Genomic DNA, 21,902 nt, shown 5'->3' on the forward strand with positions numbered 1-21,902 from the left:
AGTTGATAGCAGGAGTCATCATGGCCAGCATCACAATTCGAAATATTGATGGTCCGCTCATGGATCAGTTACGGATTAACGCGGCCCAGAACGGAAATTCCATCGAGGAGGAAGCTCGCATGATTCTGGGGCGAGCATTGATTAGAAGGGATAGCGCTGGAGGCTTGGGTAGCCGGATTCGCCAGCGCTTTTCCTCGGTCGGAGGGATCGACCTTGCTTTGCCTTCACGGCAGGAAAAAGCCAGGGTTATGGATTTTCCAGATTGCTGATGCTCGAAATGCGCACGCGCTGAAGAATACCTTCAAGGAGCTGCCGAAGGCTGCGATCTTTTGATCTGGCTTCTGATTTGTTCAAAAGCGAAGATCAAAAGATCGCAGCCTGCGGCAGCTCCTACATTAGGCGGAGTTTTTTTCGGGACATCGGGGTGATGGGGCGGACGCAATCGCGAGCAGGCTCACTCCTACAGGGGATTGGTGTAGTTCACATAGTCTGTGATCAACACCATTTCTTGTAGGCCTTCGCCTGCTCGCGATGCGGTTGTAGCTTCAGCGCTGAATCAGGATCAAACGCGGAAGTGGCTGACCATCTGCTGCAATTGACCACCCAGACGCGCCAGTTCAACACTCGACGCTGCCGTCTCATCACTCGCCGCAGCGGTCTGTTCCGACACGTCGCGCACGTTGATGATGCTGCGGCTGATCTCTTCAGCCACGGCGCTCTGCTGTTCGGCAGCAGCAGCGATCTGCTGGTTCATCGACTGGATGTTCGACACCGTACGGGTGATGTTTTCCAGCGATGCGCCAGCCTTGCGGGTCAGGGCGACGCTGCTGTCGGTCAGGGCGCGGCTGTTGCTCATCACGGCCGAGACTTGCTGGGTGCCGTTCTGCAGACCGGCGACCAGGCCTTCGATTTCTTCGGTGGATTTCTGCGTACGCTGGGCCAGACCACGAACTTCGTCGGCGACCACGGCAAAACCACGACCGGCTTCACCGGCACGCGCGGCTTCGATTGCAGCGTTGAGGGCGAGCAGGTTGGTCTGTTCAGCAACAGCCTTGATCACGTCCATGACGCTGCCGATCTTGTCGCTTTCCTGTTGCAGCACGCTCATGGCTTCGGTCGAACGCACCACTTCGCTGGCCAGACGCTCGATCTGCGCGATGGCTTCGTTGACGACTTTGTCGCCTTCGCGGGCTTCGCCGTCAGCGGCGGCAGCCGCTTGCGAGGCTTCTTCGGCATTGCGCGCAACTTCCTGCACGGTGGCGGTCATCTCGTGCATCGCGGTGGCAACCTGATCGGTCTCGACCTTCTGGCTGTTCACACCGGCGCTGGTCTGCTCGGTCACGGCCGAGAGTTCTTCGGCGGCGCTGGCAATCTGGGTGACGCCGTCGCGGATGCCGCTGATCAAGTCACGCAGGGTCACGCCCATGCGCGCGATGCCTTGTTGCAGCACGCCGAGTTCGTCGCGGCGGGTGACGGTGACGTTCTGGGTCAGGTCGCCGCTGGCGATGCGCTCGACCACGGCGAGGGTTTCTTGCAGTGGACGGGTGATCTGACGGGTGATGATCACCGCAGCAATCACGCCAACCAACAGCGCCAGCAGGGTGCTGATCAACTGGAAGGTGCGCGCCTGGGCGCTTTCGACATCGCGGCGGTCGAGTTGAATCTGGTACAGCTGCTCGCTGGTGTTGACGATCGCGGTGCCTTGATCGGTCATTTCCTTACGGGCCTGCACGGCGTCGGTGTTGGCGTTTTTGTACGCCATCAATGCGCTGCGATAGTTGACCAGTGCGGTTTCCAGTTGACGCAGGGCGTCTTGCTGAGAGTCGGCGAAATGCACGTTCAGTTGCTTGAGGCTGGCGATTGCGACATCCAGTTGGCCGACGGCTTTCTGCTCGGTTTCGGCGTTGGTGGTGGCGGTATAGCCGCGCACTTCGTAGCGCGCGAGGATGAACGCTTCCTTGGCGGCGGTGATCGCCTGGAACTGTTCGAAACGCTGTTCACTCATGTCCATCTGCTGCACGCGTTTGCTGATCGACTCGATCTGGTTGTACGCGGTCTCGGCACTCACGCTCATGCTGTCGCGCGCGCTGTTGCCGGTGCGGTAAGCGTTGCGCATTTTGTTCAGCGAGGTCTGGTATTCAGCGATGGTCGCTGCCTGCTCCTTGAGCAGCTTGACGTTTTCCGGGCTCTTGAAGCTGTTGATCAGCTTCTGTTGTTGCGCGGCAAAACTTTCAAGGGTGGTCTGCACGTTCTGTGCGGCGGTTTCATCGCCATTGGTCAACATGTATTGCAGGCGCACCACGCGCAGTTTGGTCAGGCCGGAATTGAGCTGGGTGATATCGCTCATCCAGTTGCTGCGGTCGATCAGGCCACCGAGGCTGGTCCAGCCTGTCAGGGCCAGTACGCAGGTCAGGGCCAGCACCAGGCCGAAGCCCAGGCCCAGTTTCATGTTCACGCTGATGTTGCCGAACCAGCTATTCATCAAAAATCCTCCAGAAACGTTGGGTTTCTTGTCGTCGGTTAGGCTGGAAGATTGTTGTTTTTTTGAGCCAGCAAGGGTGTTAGCAGGTTTGTATCGGCCGCATTTCCCAGAGCTGAAAGGATTTTGTCCTACGGAGTTTGTAACAACGGATCCCAAGACTTTTTTCACATGGGTTTCACTGGTTGCCCACGCGCGCCTCTGTACCTTCGCCGCATCGAATAAACCCGAGATGCACAGTGGCGAGGCGGTTTTTGTGGAATTGAGACTGAGTCTGTTCGGCGTCAAGCGCTCGATCGATTTGAGCTTTTTGGCGCGTTTTCGCAACACTTGGGTGGTGTTGGCGGCATCGGTATTGGTGATCCCACTGACCCTGTGGTTGCTGGCGCCGGCGGCGGTGCCGGACCTGGCCCACGGCAATGTCGCCGGTGCGCAAGCGTTGGCGACAGGTTGGGCCAAGGGCGAGATGATCGTGCTGGTGCGTCATGTCGAGCGTTGCGATCACTCCAAAGCCGCGTGCCTGAGTGGCAATGACGGCATCACCGATCGCTCGCGCAGTGTCGCGGTGGCGGTTGGTGCCCGGTTCGAACAACTGGGCCTGAACAACGCCGACATCTACAACAGCCCGTCGATGCGCACGGTGCAGACGGCCGGCTACATGTTCAATCATGCCGCCAGCGGTGACGACTGGTTGATCAACTGCCGGGGGCGCATGTTGCAGGATGCGCTGGCCCACAAGATCCCTGGGCGCAACCTGATTCTGGTGACCCACAGCGAGTGCATGGCGCAAATCGAGAAAGACCTCAAAGTTTCGGCCTCGGACATGGGTTACGGCTCGTCATTGTTTGTTTCCGCTGCCAGCCCGGCGGCTCCCAAGATGCTCGGCTTTATTGAAGCCTCCGACTGGCGCACGGTGAATACCCGATGAAATCCCGCTTCTACGCTTACAACTTTGGTATTCCGCTCGCTTGTGCGGCGCTGGTGTTCCTGATGTTCGACATGACCAACATCGACATCGCCTTCAGCAACCTGCTGTTCGATCCGCTGACCCAGAGCTTCCCGCTCGACAAAATCCACTTCTTTGAAAAGCTCACGCACAAATGGGCGCGGATCATTCCCAACTGGACGGCGGAAATCGCCCTGATCGGCGCGCTGCTATCGGTGGTCTGGCCATTGGTCAATCCGCAGAAACGTCCGCGCCTTGGTGCGATGCTGGAGCGCAGTAAAATCGCGCCAGTGCTGCGATTTGCCGCTGATCACCGTAGGGATTTTCTGTTTGTGGTGGTCGCATTTGCCGTTTGCACCGGGGTGATTCACTTCCTCAAGTCCCACACCAGCGTTTACTGCCCGATCGAGACCACGCTGTACGGCGGGAAAATGGCCCACATCGAGTGGTACAGCAACTTTCAACTGTTCCATGAAGCCGGCAGTGGCCGTTGCTGGCCGGGTGGCCATGCGTCGGGCGGCTTCACCATGCTGGCGCTGTATTTCGTGGCGAGACGTTATCAATGGCGTTTTTCCAGTGCCATCTTGTGGGGCTCACTGTTGCTGGGGTTCGTTTATGGCACTACTCGCGTCCTGCAAGGCTGGCACTACATGTCCCACACCTTCTGGGCCGGAATCTTCGTCTGGCTGGCGTGTTTGCTGACGGCGCTGGCTTTCTACGGGCGGGCACGGCTGGATGTGCCGGTGCTGAGCAAGCGTGAGCAGAAAGCTTTCAGTGCTCAGCCAGAGGTTTCTCTCTGAACCCGTTCGGATGAAATGCAAAACCCGCCAATCACCGGCGGGTTTTTTTATGCGGTTGCGCAGGTCTCAATAGCCGACGAAGTAATACGCCTGGCGCCCGACCATCATGGTTTTGAGCACTTTCAGTGGCGGCGCGGGCTCACTGTCACCAGCCATCACCACGACATGCGAGGGTGATGCCGCGAGAAAATCTCGTAACTGCGCCTCGGTATCCAGACCTTTGAGTACTTGCTGGGTATAGAAGACCGTCGCGCCACCGACCCGCTCATTGGCCTGAAACAGCGCAACTTGATGTCCGGCGGTTTGCAGCGTCTGAATCTCTGCACTCAACGGCAGGAACGAAAGCTTTTTGTCGGCATGAGGCAACGCCCACTGCGCGGCGGCGAGGTAAATGCCGATCACCAGTGTGAGCACGCCGACTGCCAGTGTCTGACGCCGCCTGGCGATTCGGCCTACGAATCCATTGCCGGTTTCATACTGCTTCAAGCGCTCGAACAGCACGCCTGCATACTCCGCTGCGATCACCGCGGCGGCCGGTGTCATCGACATCAGGTACACCGTGCGTTTGCTCGACGCCAACGTCAGCATGATGAACTGCGCCACGATCCACAGGCTGAAAAACAGCAGGTAACGATTGGCCTTCAGGTGTTTGCGGAAATGCCAGAGTCCCAGGTACACCAGAATATTCCACGGCAGAAAGGCTTCCGGCAGTTTGGCGAGGTAGTAGTAGAACGGTTCGTAGTGCCCGGCCTCGACGAACGAACCGCTGAAGCGCCCGACGCTGTTGGTCAGCAGCACCTCTTTGACGGCCTGCGCGCCGCCGTGCTGGAAGAGGATGACGAGCCAGATCAGCAGCGGAATCAAACCGAGCAGGGTCAGGAAACCCGGTCGCAGCCAGTCAGCGATTTTCAGTCGTTTGTCCATCAGGTTGTCGGCCAGCAGATAGGCAAAAATCACCACTCCCGGCATCGCCAGCCCCAGCACACCTTTGCTCAACGTGGCGATGGCGATCCCGACGACAAACAGCAGCGAGTTGCCCAGAGTCGAGGCCCGCTGCGCCTGATAAAAAGCCAGCAGTGCGGTGGTCACGCCGAGGGCGAGTAATGCATCCTCGCCGACGCCGCGCACATTGCTCCAATAACTGGCCATGGTCGCGAGCAGAATGCCTGCGGTCCAGGCAATCATTTTCGGCCGCTCGAAACGCCGCAACATGCCGTACAGCAGCATCACACTGAGCAACCCGGCAACCGCCGACGCCAGCCGCACGGCCCACGGTGAAACGCCAAACACACGCATGGCGCCCGCATCCAGCCACAGGCTCAACGGTGGTTTTTCCAGAAACGGTTCGCCGAACAAACGAGGTGTCACCCAGTCGTCGTCCAGGTGCATCTCCATAGCGATGCCGGCGACGCGGGCCTCGGTGGAACCTTGCAGTTGGTGGTTGCCCAGTGCGAAGAAAAACAGCAGGGCGGCAAGCAGAAACAGCGAAGTGACGGCACGCGACATAGGGTTCAGGCAACCGAAAGGGGCGGGAGGCCTGAGCATACGTCGGCAATCCTTAACAAATTGTGAAACTCACGCCAAAGGTTTCGACCAGCGCTTTTCCGGTGTCTCGAACCTTGAATTGACCCGCGCCGTCAGCACGTGATCCTGCCAGCGCCCGGCAATATTCAGATACGCCTTGGCGTAACCCTCACGTTCGAAGCCCAGGCGCTCCAGCAAGCGCGCACTGCGTTCGTTGCCGGGAATGTAGTTGGCCATGATCCGGTGCAGGTTCTGGGTATCGAACATGTAAGCGATGCCAGCCTCCAGCGCTTCCTGCATCAAACCTTGACCCTGTTGGGCCTCGTCGATGTGATAACCCAGATAACACGCCTGAAAGGCCCCGCGAATGATGCCGCTGAAGTTGCAGGCGCCGATCATCTGCTGGCCGTCCGGGGTCAGCAGCGCGAAATGCATGGCCAGCCCGGCCTCGAATGCGCTGGCCTGCACGTCGAGGCGCCGGCGAATTTGCTCGGTGGAAAAATATTCAGTGGTGCGGATCGGCGACCATGGCGCCAGGTGGCGCAGGTTGCGTCGGTAGAACTCGCTTTCAAGCTCGGCCTGCTCCGGTGCAAGTATCGCGAGCGTCAGGCGTTGGCAGGGCAGGGTCAACAGCGGCATCGGGCGCTCCGGAATGGGGGATCTTCCGGCAGAGTCGCGCAATCCGCCGGGTTACGGCAAGTCGTGGCGACGCAGGGGCTTTGTTTCAGGCAAAAAAAAGCCCGCAGGAGCGCGGGCGAACCGTAGTTTCTTGAATGAGCGAGCGGACTGTACAAGGGTTGGCCGCGCAGCTGCAGTGAAGAAAAATTCATCTCGATGGGCGGCGCCAATGCAGTCCGATGCGCAACCGAGCGCCGGGGTTTCGCCCGTCAATGGCGGGTTTCAGGCCCGGTAGTGTTCAGCGGTTTCTGCGGATCCAGATTGTCCCGTGCCCGACAAATCAGGATCTCGGCCAGTGCGCTCAATTGCTTCATGGCCACCGCCACATGACGTTTCGAGCCGTCGAACTCATCGGCAAAGGTTGCGCTGATGGCCGCGAGGGAATCGAGGATCTCACTGGCGTGGGTGAGCAGTGTCAGGGTGTCGACATCGTCGCGCACCCTGATGAGCTGATTGAGCGGGATGCTACGGCGCCGCTTTTGCGCTTCGCTGCGTGCGCTGGTATTCGATTGCGGTTGGGTGCTGGACGCTGGCGCATCGGACGGTGCCGGGCCAACCAGCGAAAGGCGGGGGATTTTCTTCATGACGTAGCTCCGTGGAGTGAACATTCACTGCAATTGCGGCTGCCAAACCGTCCGCTGGATGGCAGTGGTCGTGGAGCGTAACGCCCTGAGGAACTGTGCACCAGTTCATCAAAGTCGACGCGTGTTGCGGGAATTTTCCTAGGACGTTCGATGTGGGAAGGAGGGCGTGGCGGCAAAACCAATGGCAATCACGGTGATCACGGACGTCATTTCAAGGCAGGTGATCAGCAGCAAAGTCAGCCTCTGACCGCGCGCGCAACTGCCCCTTGCGACACGCCGTCTGGAAGCGTTCGAAGTCACGTTCGTTTTGCGCGGTGTAATGTTGCGCGTACTTCAACAGCGCATCCGCCAGCGCATCGCCTTTGCCGATGTAGCCACTGATCTGCGCAGCGAGGCCGGAGGCCTTGGCATGTGCCCGGGCGAGGGCGCGGCCGCAAACGCGACCATAAGCGGCAAAGGTTTCAGCGTCGAAGTTTTCCAGTTCGGCGGAGATCTTCATGTCGCGTAATTGCCGCACGTAGAATTGCCGACCGCTGGGGCCGGTCGTCCAGCCCAGAAACAGGTCGCTGGCCGCCTGCATCAGGCGCTGCCCTTCGACCACGCGCTGCCCTTCATGACGCACCCTGGATTTGCTTTTGAAATAGTCGGCGAGCACCGAACGCCGGGCTTCCTTGAATTGCAGGAACAGCGGGAACTCCTGATCGTCCGTCAGCAGCGCCACCAGACAACGCGTGCCGACACTGCCGACGCCCACCACTTTGAACGCCAGATCCTGCACGTGAAACCGCGACAACAACTCGCGGCGGTCGGGTTGCAACGTGCTGCGATACTCGCGCATGAACGTGTCGAAGAGCGGCCGCCAGTCCGCGAGCCGCAGCCAGTCATCCTCGGCATCCAGCAGCGTGGTGTTTTTGTGCAGGTGAAAAATTTCCGGCAGGTCATCGCGAATGATCAGACGCCCGTGGGCATCGCGCTCGCTGATTTTCGGCAGCAGCTCGGCGTGTGTGCGCCGTTCGGCCTTCTCGATGGCGCGCTCCACATGTTCAAGGGTACTTTTGCGTGCCTGCGCCAGCAGGTCGTTGTAGCTGATCGACTCGTACCAGTTTTCCAGCACGCTCTGCTCGGCGCACTCCAGCAGCGTGGTCTGATAGGCACCGACCATTTCACGGCACACCTGTTCCTCGACCGATTCGCCGTGGCGCAAGTCACGGGCGGCCACCACGAAACTTGCCGCGAGACGCTTCAGATCCCACTCCCACGGCCCGGGATGTGCTTCGTCGAAATCGTTGACGCTGAACAGCAGATTTCGCTCAGGCGTGGCGAAACCGCCGAAATTCATCAGGTGGCAGTCACCACAGATGGGCAAGTTCAGGCCCATGTTCGCCGTGCCCGCCAGATCGTGCGCCTGCAACAAGGCATTGCCGCGAAAGAACGTGAACGGCGACACCAGCATGCGCCCGTAACGCAGTTCGACCAGCGACGCGACGCGGCCCTGGCTGGAGGCCTTGATCAACGGAATCGGGTCACGGTTCAGCTTGCCGGTGGCCGCCTGAGCGCTGCGCGAGCACTTCTTGCGCGCGTCTTTGCCTTGTTGCATGCGATCTTTTAGAGAGGTCATGGGGGCTCGGTGTGGCGGAAGGGGCGCTGTAAGTGTAGAAGCGCTTCCGGGGTTTATCCGCTGGCGTGAGCCCGGTGACGTCAACTCAATACTCCGCCACCTTATCTTCGCGCAGAACCCACCCGGCCTCGCCCGCCATCAACGTGTATTGAACCTGGCGCATCTTCCCCGTGCGGCCTGCGCCTGCATCAGTGCTGTCATACACCGGGAAGCGCTGCACCAGCGCGTTTTCCACCACTGCAAACGAATCCTCGCCCTGATAACCCTCGGCGATTTTCGGATTGTCGCTGACCGGCGGCAGGTAGATTTCGCTCAGGGATTTCTTGTTGTTGGCGGAATAGGCGATCAGCTCGCCCGGCATGCCGCGTCCGGGCGAGCGGGTAAACACGTAGAGTTCGGGGGAGCCGTCGTTATTGAGGTCAGCAACCTCGGCACGCACGACCTCACCGGTGAGCGCCCGGCTGATGACCGCGTTATCGATCTCCAGACCTTTGGGGGTGATGCGCAGCGTCGGTTTGCCATCGACCTGTTCGGTGTTGACGTGAAAGGCAATGCCCTGCCATTTCAGCGTCTGCTCGAATGGCTGTTTCCCGCTGGTGGCGTCGCTATTGACCCGTCGCAGAGACAGCTCGTAGTTGGCCACTTCGTTGCGCCGTGCGGCATTGCGCATGAGATAGACCTGAACGGTGTACTCACCATCGGCCGGCAATGTTCCGAGGAAATGATTGCCCATGATCGAACCGTTGAACAGCGCGTAATCCGCGCCTTTGGCGGTGATGTTGAAGTAGGCGGAGGTGTTGGACGGTTTGAAATCGACGGTGAGCAACTGGCCGGCCTTGGCGTTGAATCTGTACTCCGTCGTCTGCTCGCCCTTGATCGACTGTTTGCGTTGGACACTGTCGGCGCTGGTTGTGAAATCGATCGGTTCGACGCGCACAGCGCCAGTATCTGCTGCGAGGACCGGCAGAGAAATCAGTGCGGCCAGCACGGCGGCAATCCAGGTTTTCATCATCAACTCCATCGCATCTCGATGTACCCAGCATAGAGGCTGCGTCGAGCAGGCACCCAGTGATTACGCGGATTAAATGTTGCTGGATTTGAGCACGTGCTTGAGGTGATGTTTCTGACACGAATCAGCTGTTCACATAATTCTCACTTGAGTTTTGCCATGATCATTACCGGTATTCCATCGGCCCGAGCGAGTGATCCCGTCATGAATGTGAGCGTTCTCTACGCTTTGGTTGCGGCAGCATTGTTTGGCGCCAGCACGCCACTCGCCAAGCTGCTGGGGGTACAGATTTCACCGATTCTATTGGCCGGGTTGCTCTATCTGGGCAGCGGGCTGGGTTTGACCGTCCTGCGTTTTGCCCGCGATCGAGGCTGGCAGCGGTCCGGACTCGGAGCCGGCGAATGGCCGTGGCTGGTCGGAGCCATCGGCTTTGGCGGCGTGCTGGCGCCAGTGGCATTGATGTTCGGTTTGACCAGAACGTCCGGTGCGAGCGCGTCACTGATGCTCAACCTGGAATCAGTGCTCACGGCGCTGCTAGCGTGGGTAGTGTTCAAGGAAAATGCCGATCGGCGAATCGTGATCGGCATGCTCGCCATCGTGGCCGGCGGTGTCGTGTTGTCCTGGCCGCAAGAGACCGTGTCGGCGCAGGACTGGACAGGCCCGCTGGCCGTCGCCTTCGCCTGCTTTTGCTGGGCCATCGACAATAACCTCACGCGGAAAGTCTCTGCCTCGGACGCACTGTTCATCGCCGGCAGCAAAGGCCTGGTCGCCGGTCTGGTCAACTGCGGCCTGGCCTTGTTCATCGGCATGCAAATGCCTGCGGCCACCACGCTGGTGCCCATCCTGCTGGTCGGATTTCTCGGCTACGGCGTCAGCCTGGTGATGTTCGTCCTCGCCCTGCGCGGGCTGGGCAGTGCACGCACTGGCGCGTACTTTTCCACCGCACCGTTTCTGGGCGCAGCTATATCGATTCTGCTGCTGGGCGAGTCGGTATCGCTGATGTTCCTGCTCGCCGCAGCGTTAATGGGCGTGGGGGTATGGATTCACCTGATGGAGAACCATATTCATGAGCATCAGCATGAACTGCTCGAGCATGAGCATCGTCATACACACGACGAGCATCATCAGCATGCGCATGGGTTTGAGTGGGATGGAACGGAGCCGCACAGCCATCCGCATGTGCATACGCCGATGCGGCATCGGCATGCGCATTTTCCGGATGTGCATCATCGGCATGAGCATTGAAGTGTGTGGGCGGGGTTGGTTTTCGGAAGGGGCTGGATGGGGTGGCGAGATGCGACAAAGCCCGCACTTGGCGGGCTTCGTCGTTGAGGGTTGGTGGGCCGGGGTAATCTGAACTCGTCTACTAACCTATTGATTTTTATTATTAAATTTACTTTTTGATTTTCGTTGGAATACCAATTGGAATACCCCACGAGCATATGCATGGTCTGGCACGTCGCTTTTACGGCCTTGCTTCTCATTTATGATTTGGGGTGATCTTCCTGCCGCTTTCAGAACACAGGTTACGCTTGATAAGAAAATGAAGGTGGTGAATGGTAGAAACCGGCCATTGAGCTTGCAAGGTGTCTAGAGAATCCGGGGCGATTCAGTACTGGGTCCCCAGTCCAGTAGATCGGCCGTCATTTGCCAGCGTTCCAATCGATTGAAAACTGATTAATCAAATGGCTTTGTAGCTTTGGCTAATCTACGCAGTTACACATTGGTGAGAGGGCTAGGATTGCATCATGTCGAGGTATAAATTCTCCAGTACAGAACGATGGGCGATTTTTCTTGTACATGGCATGAAGTGCTATCTGTGCAAAGTTCCGATCGACCTCAGCACGATGGTGGTCGACCATGTGCTGCCCGAGTACCTGCTCGATAGCCCCTCAGCTTGCAGCGCCGCTAAAGCGAAACTTGGCCTTCCCGCTTCGTTCGACCTGAATTCTTTTGAAAATTGGCTGCCGGCCTGCAGCGTGTGCAATGGAACAAAGTCATCGGTTCAGTTCGAGCCTTCTCCCCTGATTCAGGTACTCCTACAAAAACTTGCCGCTAAGGCGGACGAGGCTCATAGGGTTAGCGCTGAGGTCGTTCGCGCTCGTCAAGTAGCCAACGCGCTCAATGTGTTGGAGCGAGCGCATGAGAGCGGCGTTAAGCTGGAGGGGGAAGCCCGTGAGCGATTGTCAGTTCTGTTGCAATTTGCTTCAGCGCGAGAGTTTGTGGGCAGCGGGCAGCCACTTCGTTTGACTCCTTCTTTTCAATTCGTGACCACGACGGTGAAGGATGCGCTGGGTTGGGGGGCCACACACTGGTCTCTGCCTCCTCGTGAAGGGGGTGAGCCCTCATTGGTTGTCCTGTTTCGGGCGGAGCGAGGCGAGTGCGTTGATTGCGGTCTGATCCAACGGGTGTTTCAGCCAATCAACCAGGAAGGGGGTGGTGATGCGATCTGCGCCGTATGCCTATCGCGCCTCGACTGGATGGACCCTGTAGCCTTGGGAGATTTGCCAACGCACTACCGGGAAATATGAAGCATCTTGATATCCGTTTTTATGCGCTCCGATCAGTACAGCCAGGACGCCGCGATCATCACTTGAAACCGGGCAGAGGAGCTGCGGGTGTCAGGTCGATAGTGCTGCGCGTTCATTGTTGCGGCAGTTTTGTTAAAATAGGCCAGCGGTGGTGGACTCAGGAAAACTACGTCGGCGGGTTGGTTGTGACGATATAAACCCGCGGCTCTCCCGGCTCTCCATGATCAGGCACTTCAGACCATCCCCGTCTTCTATGGCAGCCAGGGTGATGTCCGTTCGGCGTCCTTTTCCATGTACCGACCAACTAAACCCATAGCCTGCTGAGGATGGTACTTGTCCCATCCTCAGCGCTCGATCGTTTTCCGGTACTCAGACTGCAGTAATTCTCTCGCAGCGGCCTGATCACTTTCTCCCGACGGGCGCCCACCTTGGTTTCGTCTGCATCCCAAAGCTGGGTGAAACTGACTGGCAGTCTTTCCGAGCCTTCAACGCTTTCTGTCTCGGGCTTCGCTCCTCCCTCGCAAATAGTGTCAAGTCGATGCCTCCAACTTACAGGTGATAGTGGCAAATTGATCTTTGCTTGGGATCCAATGTTAATATCGGCTTCCGGGCGATGACGCATCTTTTGCATACGTTTGGCTTTGACGTATTTTTTTCTTACGTATATGGTTTGATTTTCTTACGGGCAGTGCGTGATGGATATCAAGACGCAAATCGAGACATTGCTGAGTAACTTTTGGGACAAACGAGCGCAGGACATCATCGATGATCCTTTGTCGACCGATGAACTGGGTGCTCCTCTGGACTCCATCTCTGCTGTCGACGCTTTTGTCGGGATCGACAAGCTGGTCCAGCGTAAGCTGCCCGTCGAGCTGATCATTCGCCACGGGGGATACAACTCCAAGGTCCAGTTCATCACTGAAATTACCGATAAGGTTCTCCGCCATCTCAAGGAGCAGCCGAAATGAGTGATGTTATGTCGTCGGGAGGCAATGACTTCGGTAATCGCCTGCGGCAAGCCCGTGAATATGTAGGGCTTTCGCAAGAAGAAGTTGCGACGGCGCTAGGACTGTCTCGTCCGTCGATCACCAATATCGAACTGGGCGCCAGAAAGGTTGAGGCGGCGGAGCTTGGTAAGCTGGCCAAGCTGTACCGGCGGACACTTGACTACCTGTTGACAGGTGTCGAGCCAGCCCCGAACGGGCCGGAGCAACTGGCATTCCTGGCGCGGGCGGTGAAGGGCTTGTCCGAGAAAGACCTGGAAGAAGTGGCACGCTTTGCTGAATTTCTGAAGCAATCGTTGCGTAACCGCGGGGAGTAAGTCATGGGTGCACGCGACATCGCGGTGGCGACAGCCAAGGTGGCTGCCGAGGTCTTTGCATCCTCTCGCGCCATGGAGCGCATCGAGCAGGACGGCTACACGCGCATCGATCCTTTTCGTATCGCTGCAGGCGAAGGCGTTTCGGTGTTGTTACGGCCCATGGATAAGCTGCTCGGAGCCTTCCTGCGTGAGGAGCGGCCGGGGATTCTGGTGAACTCGGCTCGCTCTGCCGGCCTTATTCACATGACCTGCGCCCATGAATTAGGCCACTACTTCATGGGGCATCAGAGTGCGCTGGACGAAACCATAGACTACGGTGGCAATGCCGTAGTGATGGAGCAGGAGGCTGAAACCTTCGGCTACCACCTGCTGGTTCCGAAGCCTTTGCTGAGCATCATCTGCAAGCGAAAAGGATGGAGCAGGACATCGCTGACCAATCCTCATGTGCTCTATCAGATGTCTCTTCGCTTGGGCGTCAGCTACTCCGCCGCGGCTTGGTCTTTGGTTCGGCACAATGTTCTGACGTATGACGTTGTTCAGGGGTTGTTAAAAATTCCGCCTGCCTCGATCAAGCAATCTTTGCTTCAGGGGTGTTTGCCGGACGCCACGAAGGATGTTTGGCTATTCGACGAAACCGATCAATCCTCGGTGCTGGAGCCGCGTCCGGAAGATCACTTGGTGGTGCGCTTGAAAAGCCACGCGTCCGCTGGCTATCTGTGGCAGGCAGATTCTGCGGAGCAGGTGGTCGAGCAAGGGTTCACGCTGGCTCCATTATCAGTTGCGCTACCTGTGGGGCCGCAGAAGGTGGTATTTGGAGCCGATTCCACGCTGGATTACTTGCTGTCAGCGAAGGCGGTGGATACCGAAGAATCTCATGCAGTAACGCTTTCCGAAGTGCGACCATGGATGGGCAAGCAGGCCGGCGACGCTTCATTCTATTCCAAGACGCATTTCGAGCCGATCGCAGAAGGGCTGAGCCGTGAATCGAAGGCCGCTTTGATTCGAGAGGTCGCTGGCTCGTGATCACCATCGAGTGTCTGGTTGACAACTCTCCGGTCAGGGCAAGAAATCAGGGTAATCGTCCGACCTGCGTGGCTTTCGCGGTGACCGACTTGAATCGCCGCTTTGCTGATGATGACTTGGGACCTGAATATTTCTACCGTGCGACGATCCGGAGGATTCCCGGTTGGCAGCCCGGTGATGGTGTTCAGGTCGCTGCTGCGGCTGAAGCGTCGCGGGCTGGTCATGCCCGCGAGACCGACTTTCCTTATCAGGTCGATGAGCCCGTTGTTCCTCTAGAGGCCTTACCTGACACCCTGGACTTGTTTGGTCACCCCATCCGCTTCTTCAACGTCGATGTAGACGAACTCATCATTCGCATGCGGATGGGAGTGCCTATTGGTCTAGCTCTGCGGCTCACCTATGAGTTCTATTTACCTGTCAATGGAGTAATCACGTTCAGCAATTCGCTACTTCCCGGAGCGATGCAGCATGCAGTGGTGGCTGTCGGTTTAGGGCATGACGCCCAGGGCGAGACCTGGTTTTTGACCCGCAACAGTTGGGGGGCGGCGTGGGGGCAGAACGGACATGCTTGGATCCCGGTTGCATATATTGCTGCGCATGCTACATGCGCATTTGGAGTGGAACATGGCAGTCCTGATTCAGCGTGACCGAGTGGTATCCGCGTGGCAGGCCGCTGCCCGCCATCTGGTGACATGCCCAGATTACGTGACTCGAAACTTGGTGTTAGAGATCACTTCGCCTGGGGTCCTGGAGGCGCAGGACAGAGATGTCATTGGCGCAGTCGATACCGCACTTCGCCAGCGCTGGTCGGGTCTCAGCGTGCAGACGGTAGCGGGCACCATTTTTCCGAACGAGATGTACCGCCGAGAAGGGCGCCCGGCGTTCTATGAGTCTTATCTGAACGCAATGGCTCGCGGGATGAAGGGCGGGACATGGGGCACCTACGCCTATCGAATGATGCGTAGAGTCAGTCGTGACGGCAAGACAGTCTTCAATCCACTGGAGGTTATCGTCCGCAAACTTCAGGCCTCCAAGACCGGACGCAGCTTCCAAGCGGTCTACGAGCTGGGTGTGGTGGATGTCGAATACGACATCCATGACGACGGATTCGGATTTGAGTTGCCGTTGTATGATCCTGCTGCCGATCGAAACAAACCGATGAATATGCCGTGCCTAAGCCATCTCAGTTTCAAGGTGACCGGCGACAAGCTGGATCTGACAGCGGTGTATCGGTCTCATTGGTACGGTCAGAGAGCTTTGGGTAATCTGATCGGGCTGAGCAACCTGCATAAGTTTGTCAGCGATGAGTCCGAATTCGAGAGAGGAGTTCTGACCTGCATCGCAACGCATGCCTATCTGGATGTGGAATCGCTGGGTGGTGCGAAGGCCGCTAAGCAGATGCTTGCGGCATTCCCTGACTAGAACAGCGAACCCTGTCGCTTCGAGCTAAACGTTTCCACTGGGATGTTGTACAGGGCGCTCATTCCGTTGCGGAAGTCCTTGATACCGCCGTAGCTAGGGTGGCGAATGGCAATAACTTCGACATCGAAACGGCTTGCGTAGTTAAAGGCATCTCCGCCAATGGCCACCACCCGGCGCACACCTAGCCACTTGATCAGTGTTTCGTTGAGCAGGTCTACCTTCTGCAGTTCGCGCGCGGTGAACTTGCGATTGGTGAATGGGTTGCCTGGCTCGTGCGGATGAAACGGGAAAACGTTCCATAGCAGCGGCGGAAGGGCGAGCGCTCTGAGTACTGACCAGATTTCGGAGGCGGTGCGCTCGACCACTGCAGGGCCGACCGTTGCCTGCTTGAAGCTAGAGCCCGGGTAGCGCTGCATCATTTCCGGCAGGTGAAATTCATCGGTGAGCGCAAGCCCAGTCCGCCGCCCGCCGCGATAGCCCAGATCTCGTCCCATCCATATGGTGTCGACACCGATATCGGTCGCGGCCTTCAGATAACCTCGCAGATTGCGCCGGCGGGCAGCGACAGCGTCGCTGCGGTCATGGACGGGGCACTTGTCAGCGTAGGGATTGAACACATTGTCCAATTGCAGTTCAGACAGGGCATTCACAAAGGCGGTAGGGTTCATGGCTGCTCTTTTTTTTCCAAAGGTTCAAAGTGCATGGTGTGCTCTTGCACATTGATATGTACGGTTCCGCCTCTGTGCTCCTGCAATTCGCGGAAAACCTGAAATCCGGTCAGGATCGCTTTTTCCCACTGCCACAGCTTGCACGCCTCGACCTCGTAGCCTTCAACCATGCTTTCAATCTGTTTTAGCACGCTGTAATCCAGCGCGCCTGGGTTGGCATCGATATAAAACTTGCGGCTCTTAGCATGGTTGAATATCCAGGTCGCGATGCCTTCCTCGATGATCATCGCACGGGCACCGTCTTCGTTCTCGTCTTTCTTAGGGTCAGACTTGCGCTTGCGTTTGAGCAGCGCTCGCAATACTGGCGACCAGCCTAAGAACGCAACGTAGGCCAGATGGAAAACGTCGTGGAAGCGGTAGTCGTCCGGCTCGTTGCTGTTATCTGTGAGCCGATCCCCAATGAATACCCCCTTCAGGCTCTGAACCACATAGCCGTTCTCCCGGGTGCCTCGCTCGTTGAACTCCATGGCCAATTCGGCGGGGAATTGTTCATGATCAGGGCACTTGAGATCAAACGCTGGGGGATAAACGGCTTCGTCATCCGGCCATCGGCTGAGGATTTTGTCGATGTTGCTCCGGGCCACGTCCTCAAATCTAAGATCGAAACTGGCGCAGGCTATGGCCAGCTCTGCCAAATGAATGCCGAGATTCAGGCTGCGGGCTGCGGGAGCCAAGGCGCGCATAGAGTTAAACGAAACCTCGGCTAGCACGCCTGCCCGGTTCGCCAATCTGGCGAGCTGAGTGGAGCGGTCGACATTGTCCGGGCTTCTGCGCATTTCCATGAGGCTGTCGATATGCCGGAAAGTCACGGGCAGGATAGGAGGCTTCTCGCTTTCCCCAAACTCCGAACGCAGATAGGCGATGCAGCTTGCACCTATTTCATCCGGGCCAACATCGACGGATGCCGCGATGTTGATCAGATACCACAGTGCATCTCCCAGCTCCTCTGCGGCCAAGTCGTTGACGGAAGCTGCTAGACGGTCACGACCAACCTTTTTGACTGCGGAGAGTAGCCCTCCCACTTCACCGAAGTAGCCGAACTTCAGCTTCTGGTAACCGCCTTCATCCGTTTGAAACTGGTTGGTACCGCCAGCTTTCAGTCGGTATTGAGGGATCGACAGCGAGGGTAGTTGCGGTGTTGGTATCGGCATGGAAGCTCCCTTTCCATTGTCAGATGCCAGAGTGAGCATCTCGATGAGCTTGGATCATCTCGGATCGCATCTGCCTTGCGCAACTGACAATTTTCTCTCTATCAGCACCGTACGCCCCCATTGCTAGTGCCCGCGTCCTGACAGACTTGGTTACATCATAGTGTGGATAGAGCGTCTTGGACTGGAACCAGCTGCGTCTCAAGCCGAGCTTATCGGCGAAGGCATGCAATTCTTCCAAAGAATCGGCGACCAGATGGTTCCATTCACGGCCACGCCACTTGATTCCCTCTGCATCAACATAGACCGCCATGGTCCTCGCCTTGAACAGAAAAGTGTGCAAATATTTTGCACACATTTGGCAAAAAAACTCAATCGAAATGAATGCATCAGACCTCGGTAGAAGCATAAAGGCAGTACGTAGGCAGAGGGGGTTGACTCTGAAGTACCTGCAAAAAAACACGGGGGTTCACTACACCCAGATCTCCAAGATGGAGCGGGGCGGTTGCAAATTGCTGAGTAAAAACTTGCTAACTATTTGCAATTTTTTGCACATTTCACATGCGCCGGATAGTCAGCTCGTCCCCTCCGAAAGCGTGGTCGACACGGTGCAGGCGATCATTCGCTCATGGCCGCAAAGTGAGGGGTTAATTCGTCATTTTCTGGAAGGGATTGAAATGGCGCTTGAGGGTGGATGCCGTACTGACGGGCATGGCCAGCGTCTTCCCTAGTTTTCACTGGGATACAACGCTGGCGTGATCCTTCGAATGTTACCGGTTAGATTAGCCCCAGGAAGCTGGTCGGCCTCTGCGGCCCCGATCGGTGATCTCCTTGAACCAGGCATCGATTTCGGCCCTGAAGTCTTTCGAAAACCCGTTCCGGTAGTTTCTCGAATGTGGGTAGAGATCGTCTCCTTCGAAGTCTCGTAGGTGTTCAGGAATCTCTACTGCGCTCGCCCCCCAGTAAATAAATTCTTCACCGATCAGAACGTTGTCCGAGCCGGTATCCCTGTTCAGGTTGTCCCGGTTCAATGCTCCTCCAGCGAAGCTGTGATGTGAGTCTTCTTGAATCCAGCCATCGCCGTCCCGACGGTAGATGTTATCTCCATAGGCCATGCTTTTGCTCGCACGCAGATTGGGTCGCTTGGTTTTGAACGCTTCGTGCTCCCAGTATTCTTGAAAGGACATTTTCTGGGACACTCGCATCGCGAAGATCATCCTGCCTTCTAGTTTCAGCGCTTTGCTGCCACAGCCAATGATGATGTCTCCTCTCTGGGCTCCCTCCCTGATTTGTGGTTTGCAGGTGCCCAGAGTACAGATGCCATGAAACGGGTTTGGTGCAAAGCCGTAATCCCTCACGAGCTTGTAGGAGAATACTTTCGGTAGATCACTCATTGGCACTCGACCCGATCGATGTCGCGTTCTTCTCGTGGACTGCCGTCTGCGCGCTCCCAGACCGGTTCTCCTCCGATGACCTCATGCAGTCGCGGACTGTCGATCGTAAGTACGGAGTAGGCGTGTTCATCGAATACCTGAGGTAGTGACTCGACGTCTTCGGCGATGGCCACGATACGTGTGCCACGTGTTGCAGCATGTTCCGCGGCACCTTCCAGGCACTCATAGCCTTCCTCCGGGATCAGGAAAATGCTGATCACGGCGTTGTCAATGCAGCTCTGGATCTCATAGGAGACAGGCAGATCCGCCTGAGCAGCTTCAACTTCAGGTTGCTCGGCTCCGGTCATGCAGACCTCGAAACCTCTTTCGTTCAATTGTTGTGACACGGTCTGGGCTTTATGTTCGAGCCCTGTCGTGAAGACGATGCACGCCTTATCGCTCATCAGTGAAACTCCTCAACCGGGTGTGTGGGTAGTTGGACGGATTGAAGGGAACCGCTGTAGCCAGCGTTCCAAGACGCAATAGGCGGACGGCGGCTATTCATCGTCGTCATTGCCTTCGCGAAAGCTGATCGTGTGATTCTCGAAGTCCGCCATCACGTAGCCTTTTCGCTTTTTAACGAGCTGTCGGAAGATGCTGAAGCCGTCCATGATCGCCTTCTCCCATTGCCACAGTGCGCACCAGGCAACCTCGTACCCCCTGACGAAATCCTGAATGGACTTCAGCAGGTCATAGTCGACGTGATCGACGGTCTCGAACAGCTCGCACTCAAGCCCGCGGCCAAAGATAAACGTGGCAACCCCTTCCTCGATGAGGATGGCCCGGGCGCCGTCTTGGTTTTCGTCAATTTCAGGAGCGCATTTGCGCTTCAGGTGGAGGAGTGCGCGGAGCACCGGGGACCACCCCAGATGAACTGCAAACGCCAGGTGGAAGACATCGTGGAAGCGGTAGTCATCACGCTCCATTTTGTTGTCGGTTAGGCGATCGCCAATGATGATCTTGTTGCACTTCTGAATGACGTACTGCTTCTCGCCTGCAGTCTCTTCGGCAATGTAGAACTTCAGCCGTGGAGGGAATCGTTCATTCTTGGGCATCTCGGCATCAAAGCGCGACGGGTAGGTCGTCTCTGCCGGCCAACGACTGAAAGTCTTCTTGAGGTTTCCAAGCGCCGCGGCGCCCATGTCCACATCGGCTGAGTTCGCTGCGGCGACCAGTGCCCGGAATATCTCTACCATGTGAGCAGAAAGCTGGTCGCGGTTGCGCTTGAACGTGCCGATTTTGAAGTCATTGAGCAGATCGCCCACACAACCGGCGAGCGCAAGGACCTGTGTGCTGAACGACTCTTCCGAAACCGTTTTGCCATCTCGACTCTGCAGGTCGGCAAAACCCAGGTTGGGATCCTCAGGCATCACGCTCTCCCAGTCCTCTAGGCCGCGAAACGCCTGTTGAGCGATCGTAGGCAGGTCGAGCTGGGCTCGCGTGGCCAGCGTTGAGAAATACCAGAGCGTGTCGCCGAGCTCCTCGAGGATGGTTGCGCTGTAGCGCTTAAAGGCTGCCCTATCTCGCTGCAGTTTCTTGAAGGCGCTCAACAGGCTGCCGACCTCACCGAAAAGCCCGAGAATCGTGAGCTCCAATCCGGCATCTGGCAGCTTGTCGGTCGTGTGCGCAATGCGCTGGTATGTGCTGATGCTAATCCGGTCGTCACGTATCTCTGATGGCAGGATGACGAATTGTTCAGGCGTCTTTGACGGGTCGAAAATTCCTTTCGGTGAAGGTGAAGTCTGTGCGTCCATGCAGCCTCCGGCTGAACTGAGATGTCAGGCTCGACTGTCAACGCCGTGAAGTCGATTTGATATCATCATGATGGATCCAATGTGAGCTATTCAAGTCCTGAGCTGGTGATTCGGACGGAGAGTCGTGCCGCTGACATACTCAGTTACAAAGACGTCGTTCGTTCTCTTGCTTCAAGAGCGAATATCGCTTTATAGCCATTCGCTGGTGTCGGAGGGCATGCCCTCCGACCACTGAAGCTTGGCTGATTACGACTGGCGGTGCATCTGGATCTTGAAAGGCTTGCCAAACGGATCCGTTGCCTGAAGTACGACGATATCAGAGGAGACGAACTCTAGGCTGTATTCATCGGACATACCGCTAGGGTAGGCGTCGCTCAGTTCGGGGGTAGGTTTACCAGATAGCTTCTCTACCAGCTGTGGGCTGATGTCTATTCCCGCTACCTCGATGGATTTGGTAGTCGAGTGTATATTTTGCAATGTAATCGACATCCGCTCGCTGTCAGCAGTCCAGTTGCCGGCACCTATAACGTTGTAGCTGAATTTATAGCCTTGCTCCTTGATCTTGCCCTCTAGCGTGATGACGCCAGAAACGTTGTATTTCCCCTCATGAAATAAGTTGGTGCGACCTTTGAAATGCAGGGTGCCATCGGTTACCGGATAGGAGTAATCGCTGTCCCATCGACCGACGACATCCGGGTTGAAGTTGGTGAGCGGATGGAAGATAAAATATAGGGCGGCGATGCCCGCCGCGCTACTGAAGAAGGATGTGACGGAAGCCACGATTTTCATGACCGGTGACAGCTTTTTGAAACGCTCAATAACACGCATGAACAGAGTCCTTTTAAACATCGAAAGAGATCTAAGGGTATATAAAGGCTCAGTTGCTGAAGCCTTATCATTAGCG

Annotated in this window: 24 protein-coding genes and 1 pseudogene; 11 read left to right on the forward strand and 14 right to left on the reverse strand. The window is 57.1% G+C overall.

The genetic code is table 11. The features are described from left to right. Positions 1 to 20: 20 nt before the first annotated feature. A complete protein-coding gene (locus AB4N74_RS27740) occupies positions 21 to 269 on the forward strand; it encodes a FitA-like ribbon-helix-helix domain-containing protein (RefSeq protein WP_093435583.1) in 249 nt (82 codons plus the stop codon). Positions 270 to 562: 293 nt separating this feature from the next. On the opposite strand, the gene AB4N74_RS27745 is transcribed toward AB4N74_RS27740, so the two are convergent. Continuing rightward, positions 563 to 1,426: a methyl-accepting chemotaxis protein gene (locus AB4N74_RS27745; protein ID WP_371748303.1), complete on the reverse strand. Its 864-nt coding sequence runs from the start codon at positions 1,424 to 1,426 to the stop codon at positions 563 to 565. Between the two features lie 42 nt (positions 1,427 to 1,468). Continuing rightward, positions 1,469 to 2,482, reverse strand: a pseudogene (locus AB4N74_RS27750) (methyl-accepting chemotaxis protein); the annotation flags it as partial. A gap of 253 nt (positions 2,483 to 2,735) precedes the next feature. Between AB4N74_RS27750 and pmrG the strand changes: the two are divergent. Then, positions 2,736 to 3,407: a lipopolysaccharide core heptose(II)-phosphate phosphatase PmrG gene (gene pmrG, locus AB4N74_RS27755; RefSeq protein ID WP_175559634.1), complete on the forward strand. Its 672-nt coding sequence runs from the start codon at positions 2,736 to 2,738 to the stop codon at positions 3,405 to 3,407. Next, complete coding sequence (locus AB4N74_RS27760) at positions 3,404 to 4,225, forward strand: phosphatase PAP2 family protein (RefSeq protein WP_460097849.1); 822 nt, start codon at positions 3,404 to 3,406, stop codon at positions 4,223 to 4,225. Before pmrG ends, AB4N74_RS27760 begins: the two co-directional genes overlap by 4 nt. A gap of 66 nt (positions 4,226 to 4,291) precedes the next feature. On the opposite strand, the gene AB4N74_RS27765 is transcribed toward AB4N74_RS27760, so the two are convergent. The 5 genes from AB4N74_RS27765 to AB4N74_RS27785 all read right to left on the reverse strand — a co-directional run bounded on the left by AB4N74_RS27765 (position 4,292) and on the right by AB4N74_RS27785 (position 9,638). Then, on the reverse strand, positions 4,292 to 5,770 hold the full coding sequence (locus AB4N74_RS27765; RefSeq protein WP_460097850.1) for an ArnT family glycosyltransferase: 1,479 nt from the start codon (positions 5,768 to 5,770) through the stop codon (positions 4,292 to 4,294). A 30-nt stretch (positions 5,771 to 5,800) separates the two neighbouring features. Then, positions 5,801 to 6,388 carry a ribosomal protein S5-alanine N-acetyltransferase gene (gene rimJ, locus AB4N74_RS27770; protein WP_099757950.1) on the reverse strand — a complete coding sequence of 196 codons (588 nt, stop codon included), beginning with the start codon at positions 6,386 to 6,388 and terminating at the stop codon, positions 5,801 to 5,803. A 248-nt stretch (positions 6,389 to 6,636) separates the two neighbouring features. Next, positions 6,637 to 7,011: a DUF6124 family protein gene (locus tag AB4N74_RS27775; RefSeq protein ID WP_460097851.1), complete on the reverse strand. Its 375-nt coding sequence runs from the start codon at positions 7,009 to 7,011 to the stop codon at positions 6,637 to 6,639. A 211-nt stretch (positions 7,012 to 7,222) separates the two neighbouring features. After that, positions 7,223 to 8,629 carry a DUF2252 domain-containing protein gene (locus AB4N74_RS27780; RefSeq protein WP_460097852.1) on the reverse strand — a complete coding sequence of 469 codons (1,407 nt, stop codon included), beginning with the start codon at positions 8,627 to 8,629 and terminating at the stop codon, positions 7,223 to 7,225. Positions 8,630 to 8,714: 85 nt separating this feature from the next. Next, positions 8,715 to 9,638, reverse strand: a complete 924-nt coding sequence (locus tag AB4N74_RS27785; RefSeq protein ID WP_460097853.1) for a PliI family lysozyme inhibitor of I-type lysozyme — start codon at positions 9,636 to 9,638, stop codon at positions 8,715 to 8,717. 204 nt (positions 9,639 to 9,842) lie between these two features. Here AB4N74_RS27785 and AB4N74_RS27790 point away from each other — a divergent pair, with 204 nt between their 5' ends. The 7 genes from AB4N74_RS27790 (at position 9,843) to AB4N74_RS27820 (ending at position 15,935) form a co-directional block, all read left to right on the forward strand. Continuing rightward, entirely contained in the window at positions 9,843 to 10,883 is a 1,041-nt protein-coding gene (locus AB4N74_RS27790) for a DMT family transporter (RefSeq protein WP_460097854.1), read from the forward strand. Positions 10,884 to 11,386: 503 nt separating this feature from the next. Continuing rightward, complete coding sequence (locus AB4N74_RS27795) at positions 11,387 to 12,169, forward strand: hypothetical protein (RefSeq protein ID WP_460097855.1); 783 nt, start codon at positions 11,387 to 11,389, stop codon at positions 12,167 to 12,169. Positions 12,170 to 12,864: 695 nt separating this feature from the next. After that, entirely contained in the window at positions 12,865 to 13,137 is a 273-nt protein-coding gene (locus AB4N74_RS27800; protein ID WP_124420861.1) for a hypothetical protein, read from the forward strand. Continuing rightward, entirely contained in the window at positions 13,134 to 13,490 is a 357-nt protein-coding gene (locus tag AB4N74_RS27805; protein WP_116665803.1) for a helix-turn-helix domain-containing protein, read from the forward strand. Before AB4N74_RS27800 ends, AB4N74_RS27805 begins: the two co-directional genes overlap by 4 nt. A 3-nt stretch (positions 13,491 to 13,493) precedes the next feature. Then, a complete protein-coding gene (locus tag AB4N74_RS27810; protein WP_460097857.1) occupies positions 13,494 to 14,513 on the forward strand; it encodes an ImmA/IrrE family metallo-endopeptidase in 1,020 nt (339 codons plus the stop codon). Then, a complete protein-coding gene (locus AB4N74_RS27815; RefSeq protein ID WP_124420859.1) occupies positions 14,510 to 15,160 on the forward strand; it encodes a C1 family peptidase in 651 nt (216 codons plus the stop codon). The genes AB4N74_RS27810 and AB4N74_RS27815 overlap by 4 nt, the downstream gene beginning before the upstream one ends. Further along, positions 15,138 to 15,935, forward strand: coding sequence for a thymidylate synthase family protein (locus AB4N74_RS27820; RefSeq protein WP_460097858.1), 798 nt, complete (start codon positions 15,138 to 15,140; stop codon positions 15,933 to 15,935). Before AB4N74_RS27815 ends, AB4N74_RS27820 begins: the two co-directional genes overlap by 23 nt. On the opposite strand, the gene AB4N74_RS27825 is transcribed toward AB4N74_RS27820, so the two are convergent. Genes AB4N74_RS27825 through AB4N74_RS27835 form a run of 3 tightly spaced genes read right to left on the reverse strand, consistent with a single transcriptional unit; the run spans position 15,932 to position 18,124 of the window. Beyond that, positions 15,932 to 16,603: a uracil-DNA glycosylase gene (locus AB4N74_RS27825; RefSeq protein WP_124420857.1), complete on the reverse strand. Its 672-nt coding sequence runs from the start codon at positions 16,601 to 16,603 to the stop codon at positions 15,932 to 15,934. The genes AB4N74_RS27820 and AB4N74_RS27825 overlap by 4 nt on opposite strands. Then, entirely contained in the window at positions 16,600 to 17,814 is a 1,215-nt protein-coding gene (locus tag AB4N74_RS27830) for a nucleoside triphosphate pyrophosphohydrolase family protein (RefSeq protein WP_460097859.1), read from the reverse strand. The genes AB4N74_RS27825 and AB4N74_RS27830 overlap by 4 nt, the downstream gene beginning before the upstream one ends. A 19-nt stretch (positions 17,815 to 17,833) precedes the next feature. Continuing rightward, positions 17,834 to 18,124 carry a DUF4031 domain-containing protein gene (locus AB4N74_RS27835; protein ID WP_460097860.1) on the reverse strand — a complete coding sequence of 97 codons (291 nt, stop codon included), beginning with the start codon at positions 18,122 to 18,124 and terminating at the stop codon, positions 17,834 to 17,836. A 121-nt stretch (positions 18,125 to 18,245) separates the two neighbouring features. On the opposite strand from AB4N74_RS27835, the gene AB4N74_RS27840 reads away from it, so the two are divergent. Continuing rightward, positions 18,246 to 18,542 carry a helix-turn-helix domain-containing protein gene (locus tag AB4N74_RS27840; RefSeq protein WP_460097861.1) on the forward strand — a complete coding sequence of 99 codons (297 nt, stop codon included), beginning with the start codon at positions 18,246 to 18,248 and terminating at the stop codon, positions 18,540 to 18,542. Between the two features lie 51 nt (positions 18,543 to 18,593). On the opposite strand, the gene AB4N74_RS27845 is transcribed toward AB4N74_RS27840, so the two are convergent. The 4 genes from AB4N74_RS27845 to AB4N74_RS27860 form a co-directional block, all read right to left on the reverse strand. Further along, on the reverse strand, positions 18,594 to 19,205 hold the full coding sequence (locus AB4N74_RS27845; RefSeq protein ID WP_124420853.1) for an Nmad2 family putative nucleotide modification protein: 612 nt from the start codon (positions 19,203 to 19,205) through the stop codon (positions 18,594 to 18,596). Then, positions 19,202 to 19,648, reverse strand: a complete 447-nt coding sequence (locus tag AB4N74_RS27850) for a hypothetical protein (RefSeq protein ID WP_426386158.1) — start codon at positions 19,646 to 19,648, stop codon at positions 19,202 to 19,204. The genes AB4N74_RS27845 and AB4N74_RS27850 overlap by 4 nt, the downstream gene beginning before the upstream one ends. A gap of 93 nt (positions 19,649 to 19,741) precedes the next feature. Next, positions 19,742 to 20,998 carry a nucleoside triphosphate pyrophosphohydrolase family protein gene (locus AB4N74_RS27855; protein WP_460097862.1) on the reverse strand — a complete coding sequence of 419 codons (1,257 nt, stop codon included), beginning with the start codon at positions 20,996 to 20,998 and terminating at the stop codon, positions 19,742 to 19,744. Positions 20,999 to 21,244: 246 nt separating this feature from the next. Beyond that, positions 21,245 to 21,826: a hypothetical protein gene (locus AB4N74_RS27860; RefSeq protein WP_460097863.1), complete on the reverse strand. Its 582-nt coding sequence runs from the start codon at positions 21,824 to 21,826 to the stop codon at positions 21,245 to 21,247. Positions 21,827 to 21,902: the final 76 nt, after the last annotated feature.

It is taken from the genome of Pseudomonas sp. H3_C08, from assembly GCF_054669455.1.